General features: G+C 38.3%; 23 protein-coding genes and 1 pseudogene. 5 read left to right on the top strand and 19 right to left on the bottom strand.

Annotated elements, in window-relative coordinates; translation table 11 throughout:
* The first annotated feature begins 87 nt into the window (after window positions 1-87).
* From GQR47_RS01185 to GQR47_RS01200, 4 genes are read left to right on the top strand one after another with little or no spacing between them, the layout of a single operon-like run.
* Window positions 88-1590, top strand: a complete 1503-nt coding sequence (locus GQR47_RS01185; RefSeq protein ID WP_024595595.1) for a curlin — start codon at window positions 88-90, stop codon at window positions 1588-1590.
* A 41-nt stretch (window positions 1591-1631) separates the two neighbouring features.
* The gene (locus tag GQR47_RS01190) at window positions 1632-2030 is read left to right on the top strand and encodes a curli production assembly/transport protein CsgE (protein WP_024595596.1); all 399 of its coding nucleotides are present in this window, start codon (window positions 1632-1634) and stop codon (window positions 2028-2030) included.
* Window positions 2020-2445, top strand: a complete 426-nt coding sequence (locus tag GQR47_RS01195) for a curli assembly protein CsgF (RefSeq protein ID WP_024595597.1) — start codon at window positions 2020-2022, stop codon at window positions 2443-2445. The genes GQR47_RS01190 and GQR47_RS01195 overlap by 11 nt, the downstream gene beginning before the upstream one ends.
* A complete protein-coding gene (locus GQR47_RS01200) occupies window positions 2445-3218 on the top strand; it encodes a CsgG/HfaB family protein (protein ID WP_024595598.1) in 774 nt (257 codons plus the stop codon). Before GQR47_RS01195 ends, GQR47_RS01200 begins: the two co-directional genes overlap by 1 nt.
* Before the next feature lie 81 nt (window positions 3219-3299).
* Here GQR47_RS01200 and GQR47_RS01205 read toward each other — a convergent pair whose 3' ends face one another.
* The 6 genes from GQR47_RS01205 to GQR47_RS01230 all read right to left on the bottom strand — a co-directional run bounded on the left by GQR47_RS01205 (window position 3300) and on the right by GQR47_RS01230 (window position 8127).
* The gene (locus GQR47_RS01205; RefSeq protein WP_024595599.1) at window positions 3300-3989 is read right to left on the bottom strand and encodes a LuxR C-terminal-related transcriptional regulator; all 690 of its coding nucleotides are present in this window, start codon (window positions 3987-3989) and stop codon (window positions 3300-3302) included.
* 247 nt (window positions 3990-4236) lie between these two features.
* A complete protein-coding gene (locus tag GQR47_RS01210) occupies window positions 4237-4758 on the bottom strand; it encodes a hypothetical protein (RefSeq protein WP_024595600.1) in 522 nt (173 codons plus the stop codon).
* 56 nt (window positions 4759-4814) lie between these two features.
* Complete coding sequence (locus GQR47_RS01215; protein ID WP_024595601.1) at window positions 4815-6353, bottom strand: EAL domain-containing protein; 1539 nt, start codon at window positions 6351-6353, stop codon at window positions 4815-4817.
* 78 nt (window positions 6354-6431) lie between these two features.
* Window positions 6432-7067, bottom strand: coding sequence for an SGNH/GDSL hydrolase family protein (locus tag GQR47_RS01220; RefSeq protein ID WP_024595602.1), 636 nt, complete (start codon window positions 7065-7067; stop codon window positions 6432-6434).
* 8 nt (window positions 7068-7075) lie between these two features.
* The gene (locus GQR47_RS01225) at window positions 7076-7588 is read right to left on the bottom strand and encodes a DsrE family protein (RefSeq protein ID WP_024595603.1); all 513 of its coding nucleotides are present in this window, start codon (window positions 7586-7588) and stop codon (window positions 7076-7078) included.
* A gap of 65 nt (window positions 7589-7653) precedes the next feature.
* On the bottom strand, window positions 7654-8127 hold the full coding sequence (locus tag GQR47_RS01230; RefSeq protein WP_024595604.1) for a flavodoxin family protein: 474 nt from the start codon (window positions 8125-8127) through the stop codon (window positions 7654-7656).
* A 77-nt stretch (window positions 8128-8204) separates the two neighbouring features.
* On the opposite strand from GQR47_RS01230, the gene soxR reads away from it, so the two are divergent.
* Entirely contained in the window at window positions 8205-8666 is a 462-nt protein-coding gene (gene soxR, locus GQR47_RS01235) for a redox-sensitive transcriptional activator SoxR (RefSeq protein WP_024595605.1), read from the top strand.
* A 14-nt stretch (window positions 8667-8680) separates the two neighbouring features.
* On the opposite strand, the gene GQR47_RS01240 is transcribed toward soxR, so the two are convergent.
* The 13 genes and pseudogenes from GQR47_RS01240 to GQR47_RS01300 form a co-directional block, all read right to left on the bottom strand.
* Window positions 8681-9847 (bottom strand): lipase family protein, encoded by a 1167-nt coding sequence (locus tag GQR47_RS01240; RefSeq protein WP_024595606.1) that lies wholly within the window; start codon window positions 9845-9847, stop codon window positions 8681-8683.
* 23 nt (window positions 9848-9870) lie between these two features.
* A complete protein-coding gene (locus GQR47_RS01245; protein WP_240915842.1) occupies window positions 9871-10302 on the bottom strand; it encodes a transthyretin-like family protein in 432 nt (143 codons plus the stop codon).
* Window positions 10303-10540: 238 nt separating this feature from the next.
* The gene (locus GQR47_RS01250) at window positions 10541-11320 is read right to left on the bottom strand and encodes a hypothetical protein (RefSeq protein WP_024595608.1); all 780 of its coding nucleotides are present in this window, start codon (window positions 11318-11320) and stop codon (window positions 10541-10543) included.
* Window positions 11321-11402: 82 nt separating this feature from the next.
* Entirely contained in the window at window positions 11403-11669 is a 267-nt protein-coding gene (locus GQR47_RS01255) for a hypothetical protein (RefSeq protein WP_024595609.1), read from the bottom strand.
* A gap of 70 nt (window positions 11670-11739) precedes the next feature.
* The gene (locus GQR47_RS01260) at window positions 11740-12318 is read right to left on the bottom strand and encodes a hypothetical protein (protein ID WP_024595610.1); all 579 of its coding nucleotides are present in this window, start codon (window positions 12316-12318) and stop codon (window positions 11740-11742) included.
* On the bottom strand, window positions 12312-13085 hold the full coding sequence (locus GQR47_RS01265; RefSeq protein WP_024595611.1) for a ChaN family lipoprotein: 774 nt from the start codon (window positions 13083-13085) through the stop codon (window positions 12312-12314). The genes GQR47_RS01260 and GQR47_RS01265 overlap by 7 nt, the downstream gene beginning before the upstream one ends.
* A 117-nt stretch (window positions 13086-13202) precedes the next feature.
* A complete protein-coding gene (locus tag GQR47_RS01270) occupies window positions 13203-14372 on the bottom strand; it encodes a lipase family protein (RefSeq protein WP_024595612.1) in 1170 nt (389 codons plus the stop codon).
* A 12-nt stretch (window positions 14373-14384) separates the two neighbouring features.
* Complete coding sequence (locus tag GQR47_RS01275; RefSeq protein WP_024595613.1) at window positions 14385-14879, bottom strand: DUF6795 domain-containing protein; 495 nt, start codon at window positions 14877-14879, stop codon at window positions 14385-14387.
* 209 nt (window positions 14880-15088) lie between these two features.
* Window positions 15089-15502: pseudogene (locus tag GQR47_RS01280) on the bottom strand (hypothetical protein); the annotation flags it as partial.
* A 158-nt stretch (window positions 15503-15660) separates the two neighbouring features.
* Entirely contained in the window at window positions 15661-16116 is a 456-nt protein-coding gene (locus GQR47_RS01285) for an SMI1/KNR4 family protein (RefSeq protein ID WP_024595615.1), read from the bottom strand.
* 4 nt (window positions 16117-16120) lie between these two features.
* Window positions 16121-21097 carry an RHS repeat-associated core domain-containing protein gene (locus tag GQR47_RS01290; RefSeq protein WP_165723397.1) on the bottom strand — a complete coding sequence of 1659 codons (4977 nt, stop codon included), beginning with the start codon at window positions 21095-21097 and terminating at the stop codon, window positions 16121-16123.
* Entirely contained in the window at window positions 21097-21948 is an 852-nt protein-coding gene (locus tag GQR47_RS01295; protein ID WP_165723398.1) for a hypothetical protein, read from the bottom strand. The genes GQR47_RS01290 and GQR47_RS01295 overlap by 1 nt, the downstream gene beginning before the upstream one ends.
* On the bottom strand, window positions 21945-22973 hold the full coding sequence (locus tag GQR47_RS01300; protein ID WP_165723399.1) for a hypothetical protein: 1029 nt from the start codon (window positions 22971-22973) through the stop codon (window positions 21945-21947). The genes GQR47_RS01295 and GQR47_RS01300 overlap by 4 nt, the downstream gene beginning before the upstream one ends.
* Between the last annotated feature and the right edge of the window lies 1 nt (window position 22974).

The raw sequence follows: 22974 nt of genomic DNA on the forward strand, positions 1-22974 counted from the left end.
TATCGGCACGGCATGCTGACACAGCAAATACCTTATAAAACCTATAAAATTTAAGGTGTTTGGTTTTAATATTTCAAGGAGAAAATAATGAAGTTGAACAAATCACTTTTAAGCTGCGCAGTTGCAATTGCAATGGGTACTAGCTTTGCTTCTTATGCAGATACTAACAACAAATCAGCATCAAGCTCAGAACTTGCTACCAACGTTTCTGTAGCAAGTGTTGAAAACTCAATGACTCTTATCCAAACTTTTAATGAAAATACTGCACTACTTACACAAGATGGTGATAGCAACACCATGCTTGTAACAACAACCGGTAATAATAACGAAACTGAAGTTGTGCAGAGCCAATTTGGTAATTATGCTGAAGTAATCACCACAGGTGACAACAACTTACAAGTATACAGCCAAGATGGCGTTGCTAATGGTTTTATCTCTGAAGTGACTGGTAATAATAATATGTTATTTGTTTCACAATTTGGCCAAGGCTTTTTTGTAAATAATGAAGCGATTAATATTGTAACTGGTGATGATAATATCATTGATGTTGAACAAGGCACTGGTGGTCACTGGTTCTACAACATGGATATGCAAGGTAACGCAAATGAAATTACCTCACTGCAAACCGGTGAATGGCATGAAGCAGAAATTACGATGCTTACAGGCGACGAAAATACTCTTGATTTAGTTCAAGACGGTTATTGGAGTACCTTTAAAGTAAGTAGTTTACAAGGCAATGACAACGAGCTTGAAGTTGAACAAGTAGGTGATCGTAACGCTGTAGCATTTAGTGCAATTTCTGGTGATGCAAATGAAATTGAAATTGAGCAAGATGGCTTAACTAATGCGGTAACGTTTGCAACTGTAATTGGGGACGACAACCAAATAGATTTAGATCAAGAAGGTTCACTTAACACAATTGAATCAAACTTATTTGAAGGTTCTAATAATGAGGTTTCAGCAACACAAGTTGGCGCTGAAAACTTAATGACAGCCGATTTAATTGGTGACAACAACGAACTAACTTCAATGCAAAACGGTGATTTAAACGAAGCCTACATGGGTGTAATTGGTTCAGACAATGAATTTACATCAGCCCAAATAGGTGATTTAAACTCGATTCACTTAGCTAACTTTAACGGCTCTGGCAATGATGTTGATTTAGTACAAGCTGGCGATGAAAATGCCGTACTTGTTCAATCTTCATACCCAGATGTAACGCTTACATCTAACGATAATGACATCGATATTGCTCAAGACGGCTCTCAAAATGAAGCAATTGTTACCCTTGCTGGCATTTTAGATAGTAATAATAACCAAATTGATATTGCACAAAGTGGCACGTTAAACCTTATTGATATGATGGTTGAAGGCAATAACCACAGCATTGATATTTCACAAACAGGTGAAGGTAACTGGGTTACTGGCGTTGAACAATCAGCATTTTTAGTTGGTGGTGAAAACGTATCGTTTAGTGTTACTCAAATTGGTAACGACAATATTGTTGAAGGCTCAGTAATTGGCTTTGACAGCACTGTATCTGTTACCCAAATTGGTGATGGAAACGCAGCAACAATTACTCAAATGTAATTGTTGAGGTGGGGAGAGCGATCCTCTCCCCTTTTTAAATTATGAAAAAAAATATTAACTTTAATCGTTACCTACTCACACTTTTCCTATGTTTTTCTGGGGCAACTCATGCTGCGGATGAACTAGAAATAGATGGCTTATTACTTGATAGAAGTATTAGCCGCTTTGGTCATCAATTTTATTATGAATTTTCAAACTACTGGCGAGATCTCCCTTCAACAGCTGGTTTTAATATTGAAATAAAAGAAACCGTAATACCAAAAGCGGGTACACAACTTTCTTTAATAATGAATAACCAACTTGTTTACGCGACTTATTTAGGTCGCAGATTAGAACCCCTCGATGAACGTGTTGAGCAAGCTGTTTATACAGTAATAGATGCAATGGCTCGCTCAAACATGGCTGCATCAACACCAGATATGGCTAAAGATGGATGGTAAAATGAAAAAAATAGCCCTTATAATAATAACAATATTAAGCTTTTCAGCTTCCGCGACTGAAATAATTTACACCCCAATAAATCCAAGCTTTGGTGGTAATCCACTCAATGCAAATATGCTGCTGAGCAAAGCACAGGCTCAAAATAAGCACAAGGCTCCGGTAATCGAAAAAGGTTACGCTGAACAATTTCAAGACTCTTTAGAGCGCACTTACTTAAACCGCATGGTAAGAGAAATTACCGATATGGCTTTTGGTGAGGATATTGAAGATAGTATTTTTAATCAGGACTCAATTTTTATGAGTGGTGATTATCAAATTGAAGTTATAACCAGCACAACCGATTCTATTACAGTAAAAATAACAAACATATTAGATGACTCTGTTGTGATCATTGAAGTACCGAGGTTTGGATAATGTATAAACTACTAATAACAATAACATTACTGGGTTTGAGCGGCTGTACAAGTTTAGGTAAGCTTATTCCACCATCACAGCAAAAAGCAATTAGCCTAGAGCCAACTGAATTATTTGCAGACTTAAAAAACTTACCAAAACCTGTTGGCAGCATTCCGGTATCGGTCTACTCATTTAGAGACCAAACAGGTCAATACAAACCACAAACTAACGTTAGTTCGTTTTCGACTGCCGTTACTCAAGGTGCTAATTCAATACTCGTACAAGCACTGCATGAATCTGATTGGTTTACACCTGTTGAGCGTGAAGGTTTACAAAACATTTTAACTGAGCGAAAAATTATTCGTGCAGGCCAAACTGATAACCCTAACCAGACTGAGTTACCTCCACTTACCACAGCTAAAATCATTTTAGAGGGCGGTATTATAAGCTATGACACCAATGTAAAAACGGGTGGGTTAGGTATGGAATACTTTGGTATAGGCGCATCTGAGCTTTACCGTGAAGATGCTATTTCAATTTATCTACGCGCTGTGGATGTTCGTACAGGCCAAGTGTTGCTTAGTGTGGCCACCAGCAAAAAAGTATTAAGCCAAGAGATGCGTGCAGGCTTTTTTAGATACGTAAGCTACAAACGTCTAGCTGAAGCTGAAGCCGGCTTTAGTGACAACGAACCTATGAGTATTTGTGTAACTCAGGCAATAGAAAAAGCACTGACAGACCTTATAACAAAAGGCATTGATAAAGGCTTATGGGCTAAAAAAGTGAGCTAATTACACAGGCCGTCATAACAAATAAAAAAGGCTACTAACAGTAGCCTTTTTTATGGGAGAAATTGAGATTATATATGCTATTTATTTAGCCATTGGTAATAAAACAGAAACGTAGCGCTGAGCCCAATTCGCAAGCTCCACCCTGTTACGTGAGTTAGTTTTTTTAAACGCACTGTACAAATGTGTTTTTACAGTGTGGTCGCTAATGTTGAGCTTATCAGCAATTGTATTGTTACTCGCACCTTGTGCAATTAAATGAATAACGGACTTTTCTCGCTTTGTTAAATGATCGTAATCGTCCTGCTTTAATTCAATGTCGTCATGTAGGTTATTAAATGATGATGCCACGGCTAAAATGTCGTTAAAAGCTTTTGAAATCACTTTACGCGTAAACCAAAGCTCGCCAGTATCAACACGAACTAACCCTTTAAAAATATCTTCTGGCGCATCAGATTTATAAAAAACACCATTAAAATGGTTAAGCAATAAGTTTTGCTCGCACACATCTTCTTTATCAACATTAAAGATAACAACACTATGGTGTTTAGCTAAACAAATAAGGTCTGCGGGAATGAGATCTTGCCATTTGCTTTTAGCACCATCTATTAAAAACAAATCATAATTTGCACGCTGCTCAGCTTTAGGAATAACATCGTCCATTTTAATATCACCAAACAAGGCCTGTAGTGTTCTTAAAATAGCTGTGTAGTTGTGTGAATGAAAAGATGATTGAAATGTAGTTTTTACGAATACTGAGTTTTTATGGGGCATAAATTTCGTCCTTGAAACATTTACACTACATTACCTAAATCAAATACAACTTACAATGAGATTTTGGTATTAAAATAAAGTTATCGTTTCTCATCCTAAAACAGATAAAAACCTATTAAATCAATACATAACCTGCATTACTTTTGTTTTAACAATTTTTTGTAAGATAAATAACAGATCGGATTAGTAGCTTAGTAATTATTAAAACCTTAAATATACATTATCGTAAACTAAGCTTTAGGGGTAATTATTCTATCGTCTCTTTTAATTTATTCAGCGCATCAACCGAAAAACCTCGATCATAAAAATATAAAATTTCGCCGCTGCTATTTATAAGTACCACACGAGAGTTATTTGGGCTTTGATTACCTGTAAACTTTTGAACTGTCTCGCCATCTTTATAAATAGTGATTACCCCACCCCATAATTCTTTAGGGATGCCTTTGCGCATACCGCTGTCTATAAATGCGCTAAACATACGTGGTGCCATGCCGGCAATGGTTGGTAGTTCGTATGTAGGGAGCGTTACGCCCGCCATATCTAAACCAATTAACCAACGGTCTATATCAAACTGGCTGTCTTGCTTGTACCCAATGAGCAGTAGTGTTTTATCTGCTTTAAAATCACTAGGTATAGTCACCATAGTTTGCTCTAAGCTTTCACCACTAATGCTTGGGAACTGCTTACCTGTTAATTGCTGGTTTGGGTACTGTGTTGTACATGCGCTAAGTAATAAAAGTGCAAAAGCACTTAATGTTAATTTGATCATAATAAACCTAATATTTATAAATTTCATACCGATACGTTTAGTATGGCAGCTGAGATCTAAAAATGCTGATTAGTTATATAATTTTTAAATTTAGACGCAGTCATGGGCTTACCGTACTTCCAGCCTTGTCCGTAATGCACACCCGCTGTTTTTAAAATGGCTTCTTGCTCAGTGGTTTCAATTCCTTCTGCTACACAGGTATAATTAAACTTATGCACAAGTTCCATAATATTTGGGATCATAGAGGCTTTTAAGCCCTCAGTTGTTATATCTTGAACAAACGTACGATCAATTTTAAGTTGATGAAAGCTCAAATTTTGTAAATTTCTTAAATTCGAATAACCCGTACCAAAGTCATCTAATGATAAGTTAAATCCCGATTCAACCAAGGTTCTAAAATGAGCATGCGCGATGCTTGTATCAAGGTATTCGTCTTCCGTTATCTCTAAACAAATAATAAAGCGTGAATTGGTAAGCTCTGTAATTTGTGGCAGCAACGACACGTTACCCAGCTCTACATCACACGGAAATATATTAAGCGACACTTTGAAGCCTTCAGGCAATACCTCTATAGAGGTTAGCTCTTTGATTGTAGTGGCAATCATGGCCTCAGTAAAAGTCCAGGTTAAATTGTTTTTTCTAATAACCGGAATAAACTCATCTGGAAATAAAACACCGTACTTATCTTCAAAACGTGCAAGTACCTCGCAACCAATCAGCTTGCCACTTTGCAAACAAATAATAGGCTGGTAAGTCCAATAAAATGATCCCTTTTTGAGTCCTTTACGAATACGCTGATTAATAGAGCGACGTGCAGCAATTCTTGCATCAACTATTAACGCACTCGATATTCCCGCTAAACAGGTTAAAATTAACGAAATTATTAGTAATAAGTGGTTATTAGAAAAAAACAGACTCCAAGGTAAGTGCACTACCACACAATATTGGCTACTTGCAGAACTGCAAACTAAATTAGTTTCGTAAGGAAAGAAAACATTGTTTTTTACTTGAAGGTAGAGATCCTCTTTACCTGCTAAATGATGCAAAGTATTTGGTGTTTTATAAACAACTTCCCAATCTGGCACAGTAATGCCAATGTTGGTAAAGGGAGTACTCTGCATAATTAAATTATAGTCCCCTTGTCTGACTATAATTACCTCCATAGGGCGCTCACTAAATAATAATAGATAAAGCTCTGGCTCAAAACGAACCCTCACCTGTTCATCATCTCGAATAAAGTCAGGCTGTTTGTCGTTAATTGGTTTACTTAATAAGCCTGCACCCGTAGTACAAACTAGCTGATTATCTTTAAAAAAACCTATATCAATTACATATTTTGCGTCAAATAAAGCTCGGCGCATCTCAAGAAGAGTTGTGTTGTCACACTGTTTAAACGCAAGCTTATTTAATGGGGTAAGTATTCGACGCCGCTCTGCAATTGCACCTTCTACATGAGTGAGAATATACTCAGCATCTGACTTTGTTTGTGCTGTTAATTGCTGCGCTGCAAAATTGAGTAAAATTATACAGCCAGTTATAAAAACTAACACTCCGGTTAGAACGGCTATAATAGATTTTTGTTGGTACTTTTTCATAGCATCTCGAAGTTGTTAATTTATATCACTACTTTATAAGATGATTGCATAAGTCGCATTAAATTCACACAGATAGATTTAACAATTATTGAGTGAGTTTTGAACCAATTGCGCTATTTTAAAGCCTATTGCCAAATGTTGGATATCATCAAAATGAATCCCATCACCATCTGTTATGTTAATGAACGAGTTAAAATCAATAAAAGCGCACTTATTATTAGCTGCAACGCTTTTAAATGCACTAGAGAGCTTTGTTACTTTTGTATCAGCCTCTTCATAAATACGTGAATACTGCTCGGTAATTCTTATTTTAGGTGGGCTAGCAATAATAATCTTAGGAGATTTTAAAGTACTACCTTGCTGATAATAAATGTGTATTGAGTTAATTAAATCATTCAAGCCATCTGCTATTAAAGTAGGTGTTAAATTAAAACGTTTTTTAAGATCGTTTGTACCAAGAGCTATAATAATAAAGTCGAGATCATGCTTATCCAAATAAGGCTTTAAATAGCTAACACCATTAAGCACACCGTCAAACGGGGGATTATGCACTAACGTGCGATTAGGTTGCCCTGCCTCTATTACGTTAAAACCACACCCTAAGTTTTTATTTAAAAGTGATGTCCAACGGGTATTTTCATCAAAACGTTTACCCGTTACAGGGTTTAAGCCCCATGTATTTGAATCCCCAAAGCAGAGAATATTTTTTATTATTTGAGTCATTAAAATGGGTTGAGCGTATAGCCTTGCTGTTGAAGTTGTGCGTGAGCGGTCATAGCTGAAAGCGACATTTTTACACCCTCAATTAAAAGCGCTGGCGTTACTTTAAAGTGAGTAGCAGATTGCCCGCAAACATACACTTTAGTGTTGTTTGCTAGTAGCTGCTCAATTAACGCTTGGTTTTTATTGTCAGCGTTAAAGCGTTTTTTATATTCGCTATTAGCTAACACATCAACACTTGCGCTGCCGTGCACAACTAATGCAAGTTGTATGTTTTCAGGCTTTACGCCATGCGCCACATGCATGTTAATAAAACGCGCTAGCGAATTTATTGAATTATTTTGCGCGCCTTTTTCAGCGCCATCAGCAACATCAAATGCTATTTTAAATACCGTAGCGTCATTAATTTCATCATGCTCGGGTACATTGTAATAATTACCATATCCCTTAATTGGTTGCTCTGTTGCATATATTAAAGGGCTAAAAAGCAGCACTAACAATAGTAAATATTTCATAAAACAGTCCTGTGTTTTTTAAGATTATTACTAAAATACCAGAGACAACCAAAAAAGGCTGCAATTTAAGCAACCTTTTGGGTACTTTTATGGCTGTGGTTAATAAACTGCATACCTAAATAACTAAACGTATTTTTAAACTGCTCTACAAAACAGGCGGGGGCTTCACTTGATGACGCATTAGAAAGCACTGAAAAATGCTTACTACGTAAACTACGAAGCTTAGGTTTTAATACTTCATCGTCCATATAATCGGTTATTCTATCGATAAATAATTTCATTTGTACCGTGGTGCTGTACCAATAAACAGGAGACGCAAACACCCAATGATCATATTTTAAAAGTGCTTCAAACACAGCGTAAAAATCATCATTTTTATAGTTTTTGTTATAGCAATACGGCGCAATTTTATAATCATCTAAGCATATTACACGCACATTATTTTGCTCTGCAAATCCATTAACGTGCGCCTGTGTATTACCATTTTTGCGTGCGCTTGAATAAATAATAACAGTGCTACGCACAAGTTTTTGTTGCATTTAGTTAGCTCCTTTTTTAATGTTGAAAGAAGCTTAAAACCTCAAGTTATATTGAGGTCAAACGGAAATTAAAAATAATGCCAATAGATCAAAAAAAACTAACAGAGGCCAACTTAACCGTGGGTTATGTAGCAAAGCGTAGCGGCGTAAAAGTATCAACCCTGCATTTTTATGAAACCAAAGGACTAATACGTAGCTGGCGAAATGGCGGCAATCAACGCCGCTATAAAAAAGATGTACTGCGCCGTATAGCGGTAATAAAAGCCGCACAAGCAATGGGAATAACCCTTGATGAAATTAAACAAACACTGGCAACATTACCTGATCAGCGCACACCTACGCAAAAAGACTGGGCAGCCCTTTCAAAGCAATGGCAAGCACAGCTGGACGAGCGAATAGCATATATGCAGCGTTTGCGCGATCGCGTTGATGGATGTATTGGCTGTGGGTGCTTATCTATGAGTAAATGCCCTATTTATAACAAAAACGACCACTTAGGCGAAAACCAAAGTGGTGCTATTTTGTTAGAGCGAGATTGAGGGCTAGATTAAAGTTAATCTAAGCCGCTTAGCCCCTCTCTCGCCGCTCGGTATAGAGCGCCTAGGGTTGAGTCGAATACAGATTTTATAAAGCTATATGTAAGCTCCACCGCTTTACTAATTACTTTGCCTGCAAACACTAACATATGCCCTAGTAAACCTAAGGTTTGTGTTGCAAACGAGGCTGACGCTTTAGCTATTTTATCTAAAGTACGCGCCAACATATCGTAAAAAGTGAGCCCAGTACCAATAGCAGCTTGAGCTGCTACTGCACTGTAATAGCCCGCATCTTTTAAAAGTGTGACTAACGCAGCCCCTAGCTTATCAGCCCAGTGAGAAGTAAAAGAGGCTTGATTTCTATCTTCAAATTTTAGACGCACAGGGGTACTCAAAAAATGATTAGCTTGAATGGTTAAGTTGTTCCAATTATTACTATTGGCTGTGTTTATATAGCCAGGCGTACCATTGAGGGTATGGGCAGCACCTTTTAAACCTTGCCCATTATCTAAGCGTATTTCTTGACCGCTATAAGGTGCATGCGAGAACGGCCACAAAGGTACCTTAGCAACTGGGTCTGCACCATGAGTACAGCGATAAATTTTATCAATTCTCGATGTCGCAGCCCGAGAGAAGTTTTCAAGCCCAACGCGCGGTGAGCCAAACGTATATAGCTTTACAGGTATTGAATATTCAGCTCTAATCCAATCGGCAGAAAGCGTCGCTAACGCACCACCCAAGCTATGGCCAACTAAATGAACGCAACCAGTCACTTTATCTTGAATATTCGCTGCTATAAACTCTTGCAGCGCAGGCTTCATACTATAAAAGGTCTTATTAAAACCAGCATGCACCATACTGCCATTTGACCCACCACTCACACCAAAGTGCCCATCGGTTAATCCATCTCTTAGCGAGTTAGTACCTCGAATTGTTATAACCGAATCACCCTGATAATCGCCAAGCCCATGCCCTACTAAAGCAAAACCCGTACTTAAATTAAATAAATGGGAGAAAAAACCGCCCGTTACCCCTTGTACTGCGCCAGGGTTAACTGAAAAGTTAAAATTGTCGCGCAAAGATGCATGAAGTGAACGATGAAGTAAGTTAGTGGTTTTAATGCTTTTTGCTTTATAAGCAAGGTTAGCTAACTGTACCGCTTGGGTTGGCGTCAAAGTATTCATATAAGTTCCCTTTAAATTAATAGTTAAAGTTTACATGATGTGTAAATCGCAAAAGCGTGGCTGGTATCTTCTTTAATTGGAATATCGTATGTTTGCGGCTCTTTAGAAATATCGCACTTCAAGTGTGCAAGAAGCTCTTTAAGTGTGTCACTTTTTTCATGAATTGAAACAAGCGTGTACCATAAAACAATTCCTTCTGGCGTGCCGTTTTCTAAATAAATATGCTGAACCAACGAGTCGTTATCAAACATATTAGAGGGCTTACCTGTTTTTATTGTTTTTTCTGTAAAAGTAAAATAACCGTGTTCGTCTGTTGTGGTTTCGTCAACGTATTCATCGCCATAGGTGAGTGAGCGCATTACTTTAGTGTTTGCAACTGGCTGCTCATTATCTAATAACTGCCCCTTTACTGGAGCCGATAAATAAAATTCTTGTTTATTAAAAAAGCCAAACATATCCGCACAAGCCTGTGATGTAGTAAAAAAAACAACAGTAATAGAGACTATTACCAACACAAAAATTTTTAAACGCGATAAAAACAAAGCAAACACTCTCCCAAGACCTAGCTATAAGCTACTAAATGTTTATGGCCAATTAATTACACCAACCATATTTATATTAAAAAAAAGTAGGGGAACATACTAATTAGGTACAATTATACTGCATGTTTTTTAATCAAAAAACAATCCTAATTTAATTATAAAATAGCGTATATATTAATTTACCAATACTACTAAACGCGATACCGCCCACAAGCAAAAAACCATATATAAAACTAATAGCACCAGCGGAAGGATCGCTCCTTTTATCAATTTCTATACATGCCGTGCACACAACAAAAAATATAAAAAAGTTAGCGATAACGCCTAAAATAAAAGCATGCCCAAATAACGGTGATACACCTGCCAAAACTGCGCCCAATATTAAGAGCGAGCCTGAAAATGAATGTTTATTAAACCGGCTCTCAATCATTTTTATAACTAATGTTGCTAACATAAAGAGTAAAAAGTATAGCGTTGGCCAAAACTGATAATATAAATACCCCCAGTTTAAAAGCTCACCTGTAGTTGATGAATAAGTTTGTTCACCTATGACAGGCGCTGAAGCATTCGCGGCATTTTCGCTAAAAAAATATCCTAACCCACCAATAATTAATTTTATAATCCCAAAAAATAAAAAACTGGCAATAGTAAACCCGATAGCGTCATCTCTTGTTAATCGCTTTTTAGCTTTGCTTTTTACAATAATGGCAAGCATTAAACCTAGTAGGCATACACTTCCTAAATAAAGTAACGCCTGCCAAAAGTTATCAGAATAAAATACAGCTAACCCTGGTGCTATAAAAAGATACATAGCATCTTCGTTATCTAATGAACGGCTTGGAGTACTCCGATCTGACTCTTTAAAAAGAGCTAAATATACAAATAAAGGCTGTAAAAACAGCATTAAAATACTCGTGGTAATAAGGCTCATAGATCATCCTTGATGAGAAAAAATTAATGCAGCACAAGTGCTGCATTAATATTAAAAATTGAGTGTGTAATTATGATGGGGGTTATAGGTTTATTTTTTGAAAATATGTTTTAAGTTTTAAAAGCCCCGACTCAAGTTCGAATTTTTGTATTTTAGGATTTTTGAATTTAAACCCATTAGAAATATGAGTATTAATCATTGTCGCCATACCCTCAAACCCAGCTGGCGCACTAGCAACTAAATCGCTCAACAAAGGGTTTATAAGCACTTGATGCTCTTCTATTAAAGCTGGGTCTTCATATATATCGTAAACAAGGTTAGTTAGTGTTTGTTGGCTTTGTTGTTCCATATCATTTCTATAGCGCCTTAGCTTAGGCGTTCATAGCTCCTTTATATTTCTAGGTAAATACATTTAAAGTTTAATTTTCAGCTAACGAGGCTTTGGCTTGCTTTTGTATATATTTAGCGCGATGCTCCCAATCAGCTCTGTTTGCATAATTTATAACGTAATCAGTATGGGTAATCACTTTATTCCACATACCAAGTCTTTGGTAAATAGTGGATAGTTCAAAATGTGCCGAAACAGTTTGAAAGTTTATTTCATTATCATGCAGTAAATACAATTCATATAATCGTGCAGATTCTCTTAAATCCTTTTTTACAAAGTGGCCACTTCGGTAAATCCAAGCAAGTTTTTTTAAAGCACTATACTCGTTATTTGCAATACGAGAGTTAATTTCCTCTAAATAACGAGTACCATCTCCGGTGTGTACGCCTATGTAATATAAAGCCTCCCAATCACCAAGACTATATGCTTTTTCACACCATGCTTCTAATTGTTCAGGTGCATGCATTAAGCTTTTTTGGCATTGCTTAGCGGCCTTCTCTACAGTTAGGTTTGGGGAGTTAATATCTATATTAGGAAAAAGTGATGCTCTCAAAACCGAAGAAAATACAAAACACCAAGTAAAGATAATTATTGATATTATTTTTACCATTGTAGTGAACCATCACTATTCACACGCTTTTCAGGTATGTGCACTTGAAAAGATTTAACAGATGATTCGTACGGGTAGCCTTCTCGATAAAAATAAAGCTCTTTTAGGGGGTTATCCTGATTCGAGTCACCTGAGCAACGTCTATCACTTATGCAACTTAACCCTCCAATAAAGTCGATAAAGCGTACATTGAAAATATTGTGATCTTTAAGAAATACATCAACACCAGGCTGGTCTGCTGCATTTAGTACAGCATGAAAACGATGCATAAAAGCAACAACTCTATTCTGACTTGAACGGTTTAATATAGTAGCTAAATTAACTGCCCAAAGTGCGTTTCTATAAGTATGAGTATCAAAGCAATCGCCTCCTATACCCTTCTGTGAAGAGCATACACTATCCATTATATCCATTGTTTCAACTAACACGTCGAGCGCGACTATTTTCATTCCAATATCGCGCGCAGCCTTAACAAGTTCACCATACGCATGAGGTGTTAAATAGCCATGGGTCCAATACTTATTAAAATACTGCTGTATAACTTCAAAGCCTTTACCTGTGCGCTGATAAAAGTCTATTTTCTCTTGCATAGCTCTTGGTAGCATTTCGATTGCAAAATGTGTAAAACCAGCAGCTTTTAGCTGTTTGATTGCCTTTATTGCTTCATACTTATAACCAGCAGTGCTATGGCTTGATTCACCGAGCATCACTAAGCGCGCATTACCGGCCATTGTTTTATAATTTACATCCGTGTTTATTTTATTCACTGTATTTCCTTATGTTTAATAACTTCGAAGGGCTTTTAAACTAGATATTTTACATTTACTAATTGTGGCCCGCTTTATAAAAATGGCTCAGTAGTTACCTGAGCCTTAATTTAATTACTAACCAATACCCAAATGTGGTGAAACCTTAACCGCAGCAATTACAACTCTACTTAGCTTTTCTAGCATCCAATATAATATTTTTTTCGCTTGAGCGTATGTAAAGTCAGCAGCTATCACTCCAGGCTTACCGACAAAGTTTAATATGTGTCCTAGTAAACCTTGGCAATCATCAGCGTACTTTGCGGACATTTTGGATATTTCAACCAGGCTGCGAGCTAATGCATCATAGATAGTTAGCGTTCCTGCTACTACACCTTGTGCTAGAATGCTTGTTATTTTACCACTTTCTCTTAGTAGTGTTAGTAAGGCACTAGTTATCTTCTCTGCCCAATGAGCATTAAATGATGCATGATGGCTATTACTATATTTTAGGCGTGTCATGGTTAGATTAGATAAAGACCCCTTTTGCATACTCTTATAATCAGGGTAACGAGAAGCAGTATTAATATATCCAGGTGAATCGCCTGCCATTTTATGAGCTGCACCCGTTAGTGAAACACACGTACTTAGCCTATATTCGCTCCCTCCATGTACAAACGGCCAAACAGGTACCATAGGTACAGGATCGCTGCGATGAACAGCCCTATAAATTCCATCTAAACTCGTCTCACTTTGCATCGCAAAAGGCCCATGGCCTACTCTAGGAGATCCAAAAGTATATAACTTAACGGGCACTTTAAATCTTGCTTTTATCCAGCACGCAGCCAAAGTAGCTAACGCACCACCAAGACTATGACCAACGCAGTGAACTGGTCGACCGCCAACCTTACTCAATATTGCTGCTAATTGTGGTTTAATAGACTCAAAAGTTCGATTAAATCCCGCATGAACAGCTTTATAATTTGGTCCAACAGTTAAACCACAGTGCAGATCTGTTAGGGTATCAGCAATACCAGCAGTGCCACGAAAAGTAAGAACAACTTCCCCTTTGTGATCCCCTTCTTTTGAGCCAATACCAAAAAAGCCAAAACCTGTTGAATGATTTAAAACATGCTCAGCTACAGTACCTGATACACCAGTAAAAGCAGACTTTTTTGCATCAAAAACAAAATGTTTACTTATGACTCTACCTGGCTCTATATTTGAGGAGCGATCAGACACAACGCCAATACTATCGTATGCAAATTCAGCTAATTGTGATGCAACACTAGGTGATAAAATATTCATATAAATTCCCTTTTATCTAAAATCTTTAAAATAATCTTCGCTATCTTCTATCTCATATATTTCAAAATCATGTTCCCATCTACATATACTAGAAGCATCAAATTCCAAATTTGGATTATCATAATTAGGAAAAGTAAAGTTTACTTCTGTAGATTCTAAGTCAGCATTTAAGCTACTTAACTTGTATTTATATTCACTTCGCTCTTTTATGCCATTGAGCTTTGAGCTCCAAAGCTCATATTCTTCACCGCCATGAATTGCAGTAATAAGTTGATAAGTAACTTCATGGGAGAACATATCACCGGGTATTTTTGACTCAACAACAACTTCTGGCATATTAAAGGTGCCATCGGAAGCTGTAATGACCTGATCTTCTTTTTCAATTTTATGTGCAAATTTAAGGCTGCGATTAATTAAAACACCTTCAACGGGATTGCCGTTTAAAGTAATAATCCCTTTAACTTCAGAGCACATATGTACGTCATATTTTTTTATTAAACCAAACATAGTGGTTAGGGCCTCCTTACCTATATCTCTAATTATTTAAAATAAGTACCATTAATCAAAAACGTGAAAGTAAATGACTTTCAACCGATACCTCATTAGCCATATCATGTTGAATGCGCGCCATACACGCAGCAAAGTGCTGCTTCATCTAATAGTGCTTGCTATTTGAATTGGCTTCAAAAGAAACCTGTAAAGTCACCTTTTTTCTATTCTCTTGTTTTTATTAAATAAATGCATAAAACAGATAATACCTCTCAGTTGCTCGCGATACTGTTTGACCGTTCAATTTAAAAATAGATTCAGCTTTACTTAGCTCTTCACCTTGTATGACCTTTTGCGTAAGTCCGGTGCCTTTACACAGCTTATGCCAGCGAAAAACAATCGCTTTGTCGTTTAATCGATTCGCTTTTTTATCATCTACATACAGCACTAAATGGGCGTAGTTACTAATTACTGCATAAGCACACACGCCAATACAAAACACTTTGGCAAGCAGAAGTAACTTTTCTTCAACACAGCCTCTTCGATGCACGTAAGACTTGCCAGTAAAATGGTCTTCGCCACATAAAAATACACGCCGAACACAACGCGAGATACAGGGGGTAATATTTTGTATCCACCAAACTTACTTGACGCTTACTTGGGTAATGCCATAAAACACCCTGCTAATTTTTCACAATAATTAAACAGTAGCCACTACTTAAAGAGCAAAATTTAGGATGGGTGTCTTGTTTATTTTACAACATCCATATTTTTAGGGTGGATGTCTTGATTATTTTTTTCAGATAGGAGTTAATGATAATAAAAAAAGATCAAAGGAATCAGTAATTAACTCGACATTACTAAAATTCACTTCTTCTTGTGATTGTGCTTCACCATCTTTGTTCCAAAAATAAACTTTTCCAAAAAACTCCCCTTCAACACCCAAGCAAATTTCATTACCAATTCCATCTCCTGCTATCGGTAATAATTGATTTGGTAAACTTCCACTCAGAAAACCTCTTCTAGCAAAGATAGAAATGCTTGTATCAGTGTCACTTATACCGTAAAAACAATCCAATGGTATTGTATATTCGTCATCCTCCTTGTCTACATACTCACATTCAACCTCCGGATATCCTCCATTATACTTTTCTAAAAAGTTTGTGTATTCTTTAGGCGGTGTTAATCCGTATAGAGAAAACTTCTCAAGAATTTTTTTAGTCGATAGCTTTGGGTAACTGTTTCGGATTTCCATTTGATTAAGCCTCAAAATTATAAGTTGACCGACCACCATTATGCCGTACTGCACCATGAAGGTCTGTAGGAATTAGAATTAATTTTGTTGAATTTTCTACGTGATGCCATGTGTAATTATCAGGTTTTCTCCAGCCTTTCACCCTCTTTTTCATTAAATTATTAGCATCTTTCATATCAATAGCAGAGCCATGCCTTTTATTACCGTTTTTAGTCAAACTGTCTGGATTAAGTTTCGGTAACTCTACAGTGACCAATTCATTATTAATCTTGTATCCATATGGTGAAAAATCAGGGAAACCTGAATCACTAAAAACCACCCCTTTTGGGTACTTACTCGCCAATATCTTTAAATCTTTTTCCCGACTAATTCTATCAATATTGTTTTCTTTTGCTAATCTATCTTTCATAATTGGATTCTTTGATATATCAAAACTAAAAACATCACCCGCAAACTCCGAATTTATTGGAGGCTTACCATTGATCATTTGTAATTTATTACTAACTTCAATATCACGCGTTACTTTTATCGGTAAAGGATTTGAGTTCAATACCCCAGCCTCTGGAGTATTCAGTTCAACCTTCAGACCTTTAGCCCCATTCAAAACAGTCTTACCGCCAGCTAACGTAGCAGCAATTTCAACTGACTTGTGGGCTATTGTAGCAAGTGCTGGTGAACCTGTCGCCTCAAGCGTCGCATCACCAAGCGCTGCCATATTGTCTTCATAATACTCTTGTACAATCGGAGCTAACTTCTCGGAAACGGCTTGTCCTGCATCAGTAAATGGGCCTATTTGATTGGACTGTACACTTTCAATTGTATGAACCGCTGCATCTACATCACCTCCTGACATCGCGAGAGTAACAATACCTGCACCACCTGCTACAACATCAACTACTGTGTTTAGTAATCCAGAAACAAATAAATCAAGTCCGCCTGTAACTGCATCAAAAGCATTAATCTGCTCAACCATCTCGTCAGCTGTGCATCCTGATTGCTCTTGCTTACAAATATTTTCTATTTGGTTTCTAAGGTCAGCTGATATCTCTGGTTTTGCATCAAGCGCTGCTTTTACCTTTGCCTGCCCTTCTTTACACAACAACCCAAACGGATCTACCCAATTAACCGGATTTGGCGCATATTGATAATGGTTTATGCCACCCACTAGACCAATCGGGTCTTGGTTTATAAAGCGTTGCTGTTTGGGGCTGTAATAGCGATAACGGTTGTAATGTAGGCCGCTCTCTTCATCTAAATATTGCCCTTGAAAGCGAATTGGCTGAGTGAAGGTGTTTTCTTTATTAGTGTCAGGCTCGGCTTCTGGCTCTTCATAACCATACGCATCGGCTTGGTTTTCCCATACGACTTCTGCTTTGCTGTTGGTTACAAACCGCGGCGTATTAAGCTGGTCTAGGTGGTAGTAATACACCTCATCTTTTTTAATCAACGCAACAGGATGAAATTGATTTGGCAGGTTGATATACCACGTATATTCACCGTGTTGGCACTCGCCAATTAGCTGATCGTTATCCCAAATGTAGTCAATTTTACCGTGCTCGGTGTGCTTGGCAATACGACGACCGAGTGGATCGTAGTCGTATTGCGTGAGCGTGCCGTTGTTGTTAAAACAGCTTAACTGGTTAAACGCGTTGTATTCACGGCGGGTTTTAATGCCTTTGCCGGTTTCGCGTATTTGGTTACCGAACTCGTCGTAGTAAAAGTCGCTGTCGCCAAATTGTGTTAGGCGGTCGGCGTCGGTTGCACTGTTTATTGTACTGTTGTAAGTGCCTTCATTATTTACTACTGAGTCTACGTTGCTACTACTTTCACTATTACTTTCACTACTACTTTCACTACTACTTTCACTACTATTTAGCGCTAACTCATTGTATTCGCTATGCGTGGCGCGTGTTAAATCAATAGAAGAGCTGACTGTATGCTCAGCATTTGCAGCCTTATGTTTTGCACCTTGGTCGCTGTTAGCTGTATCGCTAGCTTCTTTATCACACGTGCTTATATCTCTAGTGTCTGCATCGCTTGTGTTTGATTTTACTGTTTGGCTTTGTGGGTTACCAAAGCTATCCCACTGGTAGTGTGTGGTTGTATCAGCACCCGTTCTTGCCAGTGTTTGTTGTATTAACTGCCCCAAGCTGTTGTATTCAAAATTGATATTTTGGCTGCTTACGCCTTCGTTTTTACGGGCAATCAGCTGGTTTACGCTGTCGTAATTGTACGTACAGGTATCAAATAATGCTTGCGCTGGGTGTGTAAGCTGTTGCTGCGTTAAACGGTTAAATACATCAAACTGCTGAGTAAGGGTAGTGCTGTTACCAAACTGCTGGGTTTTAATATTACCTTGGCTGTCGTAGCCTAATGTTACAAGCGGCTTTGCAAGTTCTACCTCTTTGCTGTTGGTTTGCAGTAAGTTAATGCCGCTTAGCTGGCCAAACTGGTTGTAGCTGTATTTAAGCGTGGTTGAATCTGGCAGGGTAAGGGTTTGCCTTCTGCCGTATTCGTCGTAGCTGTACTTTAGGGTATGCGCTTGTTGCTGGTTATTAACTTGCTCAGCACACAATAATCGCCCGCCTTTATCAAAGCGTTGTTTAAGTGTTGATTGCGCATTATGTGCACGCGCAATGTTACCTTGCTTTGTGTAGCTGTAGTAATTGGCGTTATTAATGATATGTGAGTCACTGGCAAGGCTTGCATGCTGCGCAGTTACACGGCCAAGGCTGTCGCGCTCTATTTTTACATGGCGTTTGTTGCTTTGCGTTACTGAGGCTAAACGGTTACAGGCATCGTATTTATACTGCTGGAGCGTGCCATCAAACCCGGTTATTTGTGTTGGGTTTTCGTTCGCGTCGTAACTTATGCGGTATACGTGACCGTCGCTTCGCTCGATGGCTGTTAAGTTTCGCTCTTTGTCGTATGTTAAATGCAGTGCGCTGCCATCGGGCTGAATAACACAATGTGGTTGGCTTAGCCCTTCAAAATGTTGCTCTGTGGTGTCGCCTTTGCTGTTTTGCGAGCTAATTAATCGCCCTGCTTCGTCGTAGCTAAAATATTGATGCTGTTTATTTTCAGGCTCGTTTTCATCAAAGGCAATGGTTTGTGTAAGCTGGCCGTGCTCATTGTATTTATATTGAGTGAGTAAGCCTGCGTTATTCAGTGTGGCATTTACGCGACCTAGGCTGTCGTAGCTGTAACGTATTAACTCATCGTTATGGTGTTTTGCTAAAAGCTCGCCTTGCTCGTTCCAAATGAATTTGGTGATTTGACCATTTTTATTAATATGCTGGGTTAACTGGCCGAGCTTATCGTAGCTGTATAATGTGGTGCGGCCATCACCAAAGGTTTCACTTTGTAATAAGCCAGCCACACTGTATTTACGCGTAATGGTTTGCCCATCAGGTAGGGTAGTTAATACACGTTGCCCAAGTTGATTGTAGGCAAAATGCGTTTGGCTACCATCTGGCTGCGTTAATGTTTCTAACTGGCCGAAAGGTGTGTAGCTATAGCGCGTTGTGCTGCTATCAGGCTTAATTTCACTGAACTTTTGTCCTTGCGCATTGTATGTATATTGCCAAACGTTGCCGTTAGGGTCGGTATGTTTTACCAATTTACCTTGTGCGTTATGTACAAAGTGCTCTTTGTGGCCTCGAGAGTCTATACAAGTTGTTTCACCGCGCTCAAGGTTGTATTCAAACTGGTAGGTATAGGTATTGTTATCGCCCCACTGCTTTATACATTTAGCACTAGGTGAGTAGCTATCCCACTCAAAATGATGGCTAAAGCCGCTGGCTCGGGTACGCTTTGTTAATAAATTAGCGGCGTTATACGCGTAGCGCTCAGTTTCGTTTTGCTGATTAGTAGACTGAACAAGGTTTTTGTTTTCGTCGTACTCATAGCTAGCAAGCAATGGTGATAGCAATTGCTTTTTGTTGTTTTTATCGGTGTAGTACGCTGCTATTTTGCTTAATAAACCTTGCGCGTTGTAGCTAATTATACAGCCACGTACTTTGTTTACTTCTATACGATGGAGGCGCTCTTTAGCATCGTAATAAAACGCGATGCTTTGGCCTTTTTCGTTAATTATTTTTTCAAGCAGCCACGCGCTTTCGCCTGGTTTAAACGTAAGGTGTTGGTCATCTGGTGTTACAAGTACTTGCTTACCATTTGTTTGGTAATGTAGCGCAAGGTTACTACTTAACTGATAGCTCGATTGGCCAGGCTTTACCTTTTCAAATTTATGTTTAGCGCCGTGCTCGTCTTGGTACTCTAACCAGTAAGTCCCTTTTTGCTTAGGGCCCACTTTTGGCGGTGGCAAGTAATGCTCTGTAAGGCTTGCCATAAAGTCATGGCGCCAACCATTACCCATTGTTGTACACACATCAGCATGAGATGAGCGATACAAACGTCGCCACACTAATTGCCGACTCCCTGCCAATGTAAAGTCGATGAGCGGGAGAATTTCTTCGCCCGACAGCATTGATACCGGATCTGAACGGCACTCTTGATTTGTAATGGGCTCTTCGCTTGCGGTGTTATTACTTGCACCGCCAGTGTTTTTAGCGGGTGCTTGCGATGCGCTTTTCCCTGATGCTGTTGAGCTTGATTTTTTGCTCGACTTTTTGCCAGCTGCTCCACTATTGGTGTTATCACTAACTTGAATAGATGGCTTTGCTTTTTGGTGATAACACGTTACAGCGCCAGCTATTAAAGCTTGGGTAAGTGCACTTGCGGTTTCGCGGGCAGAGGCGCTGCGTGGGCAGCTAACGCCAGCGCTATTTAATAAGTTAATTACGTCGAGGCGTTTGGCAGCATCGCCAGTTAGCGCACCACCAATTTCAGCTATTTGCTGTTTAGCACTTTGTGCCGTGTTTGCTACTGCAGGTGCATAGCCAGAGGGCGTTTGGCCTTTACCAGCAACGAGGCAAATGGGGTAACTTGTTCCTTGTAAAACAACTGTATTACTTTGCATTAGTTGTGTACTTCCTCACTTATCCATAAGTATGATGCTGCGGCCTGGTATTTTGATTGTTCTTGAGAAATCACTAACGCGTGTTTAAAGTGATTTACAATAGCCGGGCTTGAGGTCAATTGATATAAATTGACGAGTCCTTCAAGCGCACCAATTTTACCTAATTTGTAATTAGGTAATTCATAATGTGTATGCTCACTAATTAAATTACTGAGCAATTGTAAATTTGTTAACCACACATCGCTTTCGTGGTTTACGCCATTACCTGGCGCACATATAAAATCTATTTGTTTTTTACTATTAAGCGCAATGTTAGAAAAAATCCCACTTAATTGGTTATGTTTTATAAAATCTACAGATGGAGCCAGTTCGTGGCTTTGTTGCATCCAACCAGTTTTAACCGCTGTAACAGTTGCAAATGCACCTCCAACACCTTGATAAGTATATTCACCGTTTATATTTACTTTGTATGTTGCATCTACTGCAAGTACGTTAACCTTTTTCCACTGATTTTTTTGCACAAGTTCAATCATTGCATTAGCGCCTGTAGCACCATAAAACAAAATATGACTTACATGCTGTGGAAATAACTGTTTTAAACTATTTGCCAAAAGTTGCTTAAGCTCGCCTTGGTATTCAAGCGCAGGAAGCAACCAAACTAAAGGCGCTTGTAAGTCTTCAACTTTTGCAAATAATTCTTTTGCTTTTAATATGCAATCGTAAATGCATGCATTCCACGATTGCCATTCTTTAAACTCATTTGATGCAGACTCTTCGCCGTATAAAAGCTCATCTATGTCTTGTGAAAATGGCGCTAAAAAACACCCCATATTAATATTAAAAGCACTCACAACACGGCCTCCGCAGCTAACTTTTTAGCAGTAGCGTGTTGGTAGTAGTTATATAAGTTAAATACAGCTTGGCTATAGCTATCCATAGCAGACATTTCTATCGCATTTAACTTAATATTTAATGCCTTTCCAGCTATTAAGCGCAAAGGTGAAAGCTCACTTTCGTACTTTGGCCAGTTAGTTTGTAACTGGCGTTTAAATTCACTGCACGATAGCGCATCACCTTGCCACGCATGTAATTGCGTCTCAAAACTCACCAATAAATCAAGCTTATCGCCAAGCAAGCGTCTTATTAAAGCAATAATGGTATGTGGTTCTTCAACTTTATTTAAAAAAGTATTAGCTAATGGAATTAATTTTGCAAAGCTACTTTGCAGTAATACCTGCATGGTTTGGTCAACCGTTAAAATGTTGCTTGCATGGTTGCCAACTACATTCACCTGTTCCCAACTGAGTGATAATAAAAAAAGCGACATTAACGGAGAATTAATAAGCCCAGCATTGCATAAGTGTTTAAACGTATTTATTACTTCGGTATTTTTGGCTTGGCTACTTATTAATAAATTTTGCTCCAACGCTGGCTGTAAATGCTCAAGTGACTCTTTGTCAGTGGTTAATGCAAAGCACAAAGTTTTTAAGTCAATATAAGCGATTAAATTCAAGCTATGCTGTTGTAACAAAACTTTATAAATAATTAATTTAGTTAGGCTATGTAAGGTAGGCTCGTTCATTAAAGCGTTAATAAACGCTAAGTTAATGTTTTGAGGCAAATTAGCCATTACCTCAACGCATGCTTGTGCAGCGGAATCAATATTGGGGTCACTTTGTAAAAAAGTGATTAATTGCACTAGATCTGGCTGGCTAAATTTTTGTGTTACGTTATTTTTTTTCGCCGTTAACCAACATGCTTCTAATAGCTTTGTTTTAAGCGTTTTAATAAAACCTACGCATGTAAAAGGGCAATATTGTGCTTCACTAATTGCTAGCAGTTGCGCTTTATGATTACTTAGGTATGTAGATAGCAAG

The organism is Pseudoalteromonas sp. Z1A2 (genome assembly GCF_011378755.1).
Classification (GTDB): Bacteria; Pseudomonadota; Gammaproteobacteria; order Enterobacterales; family Alteromonadaceae; genus Pseudoalteromonas; species Pseudoalteromonas distincta.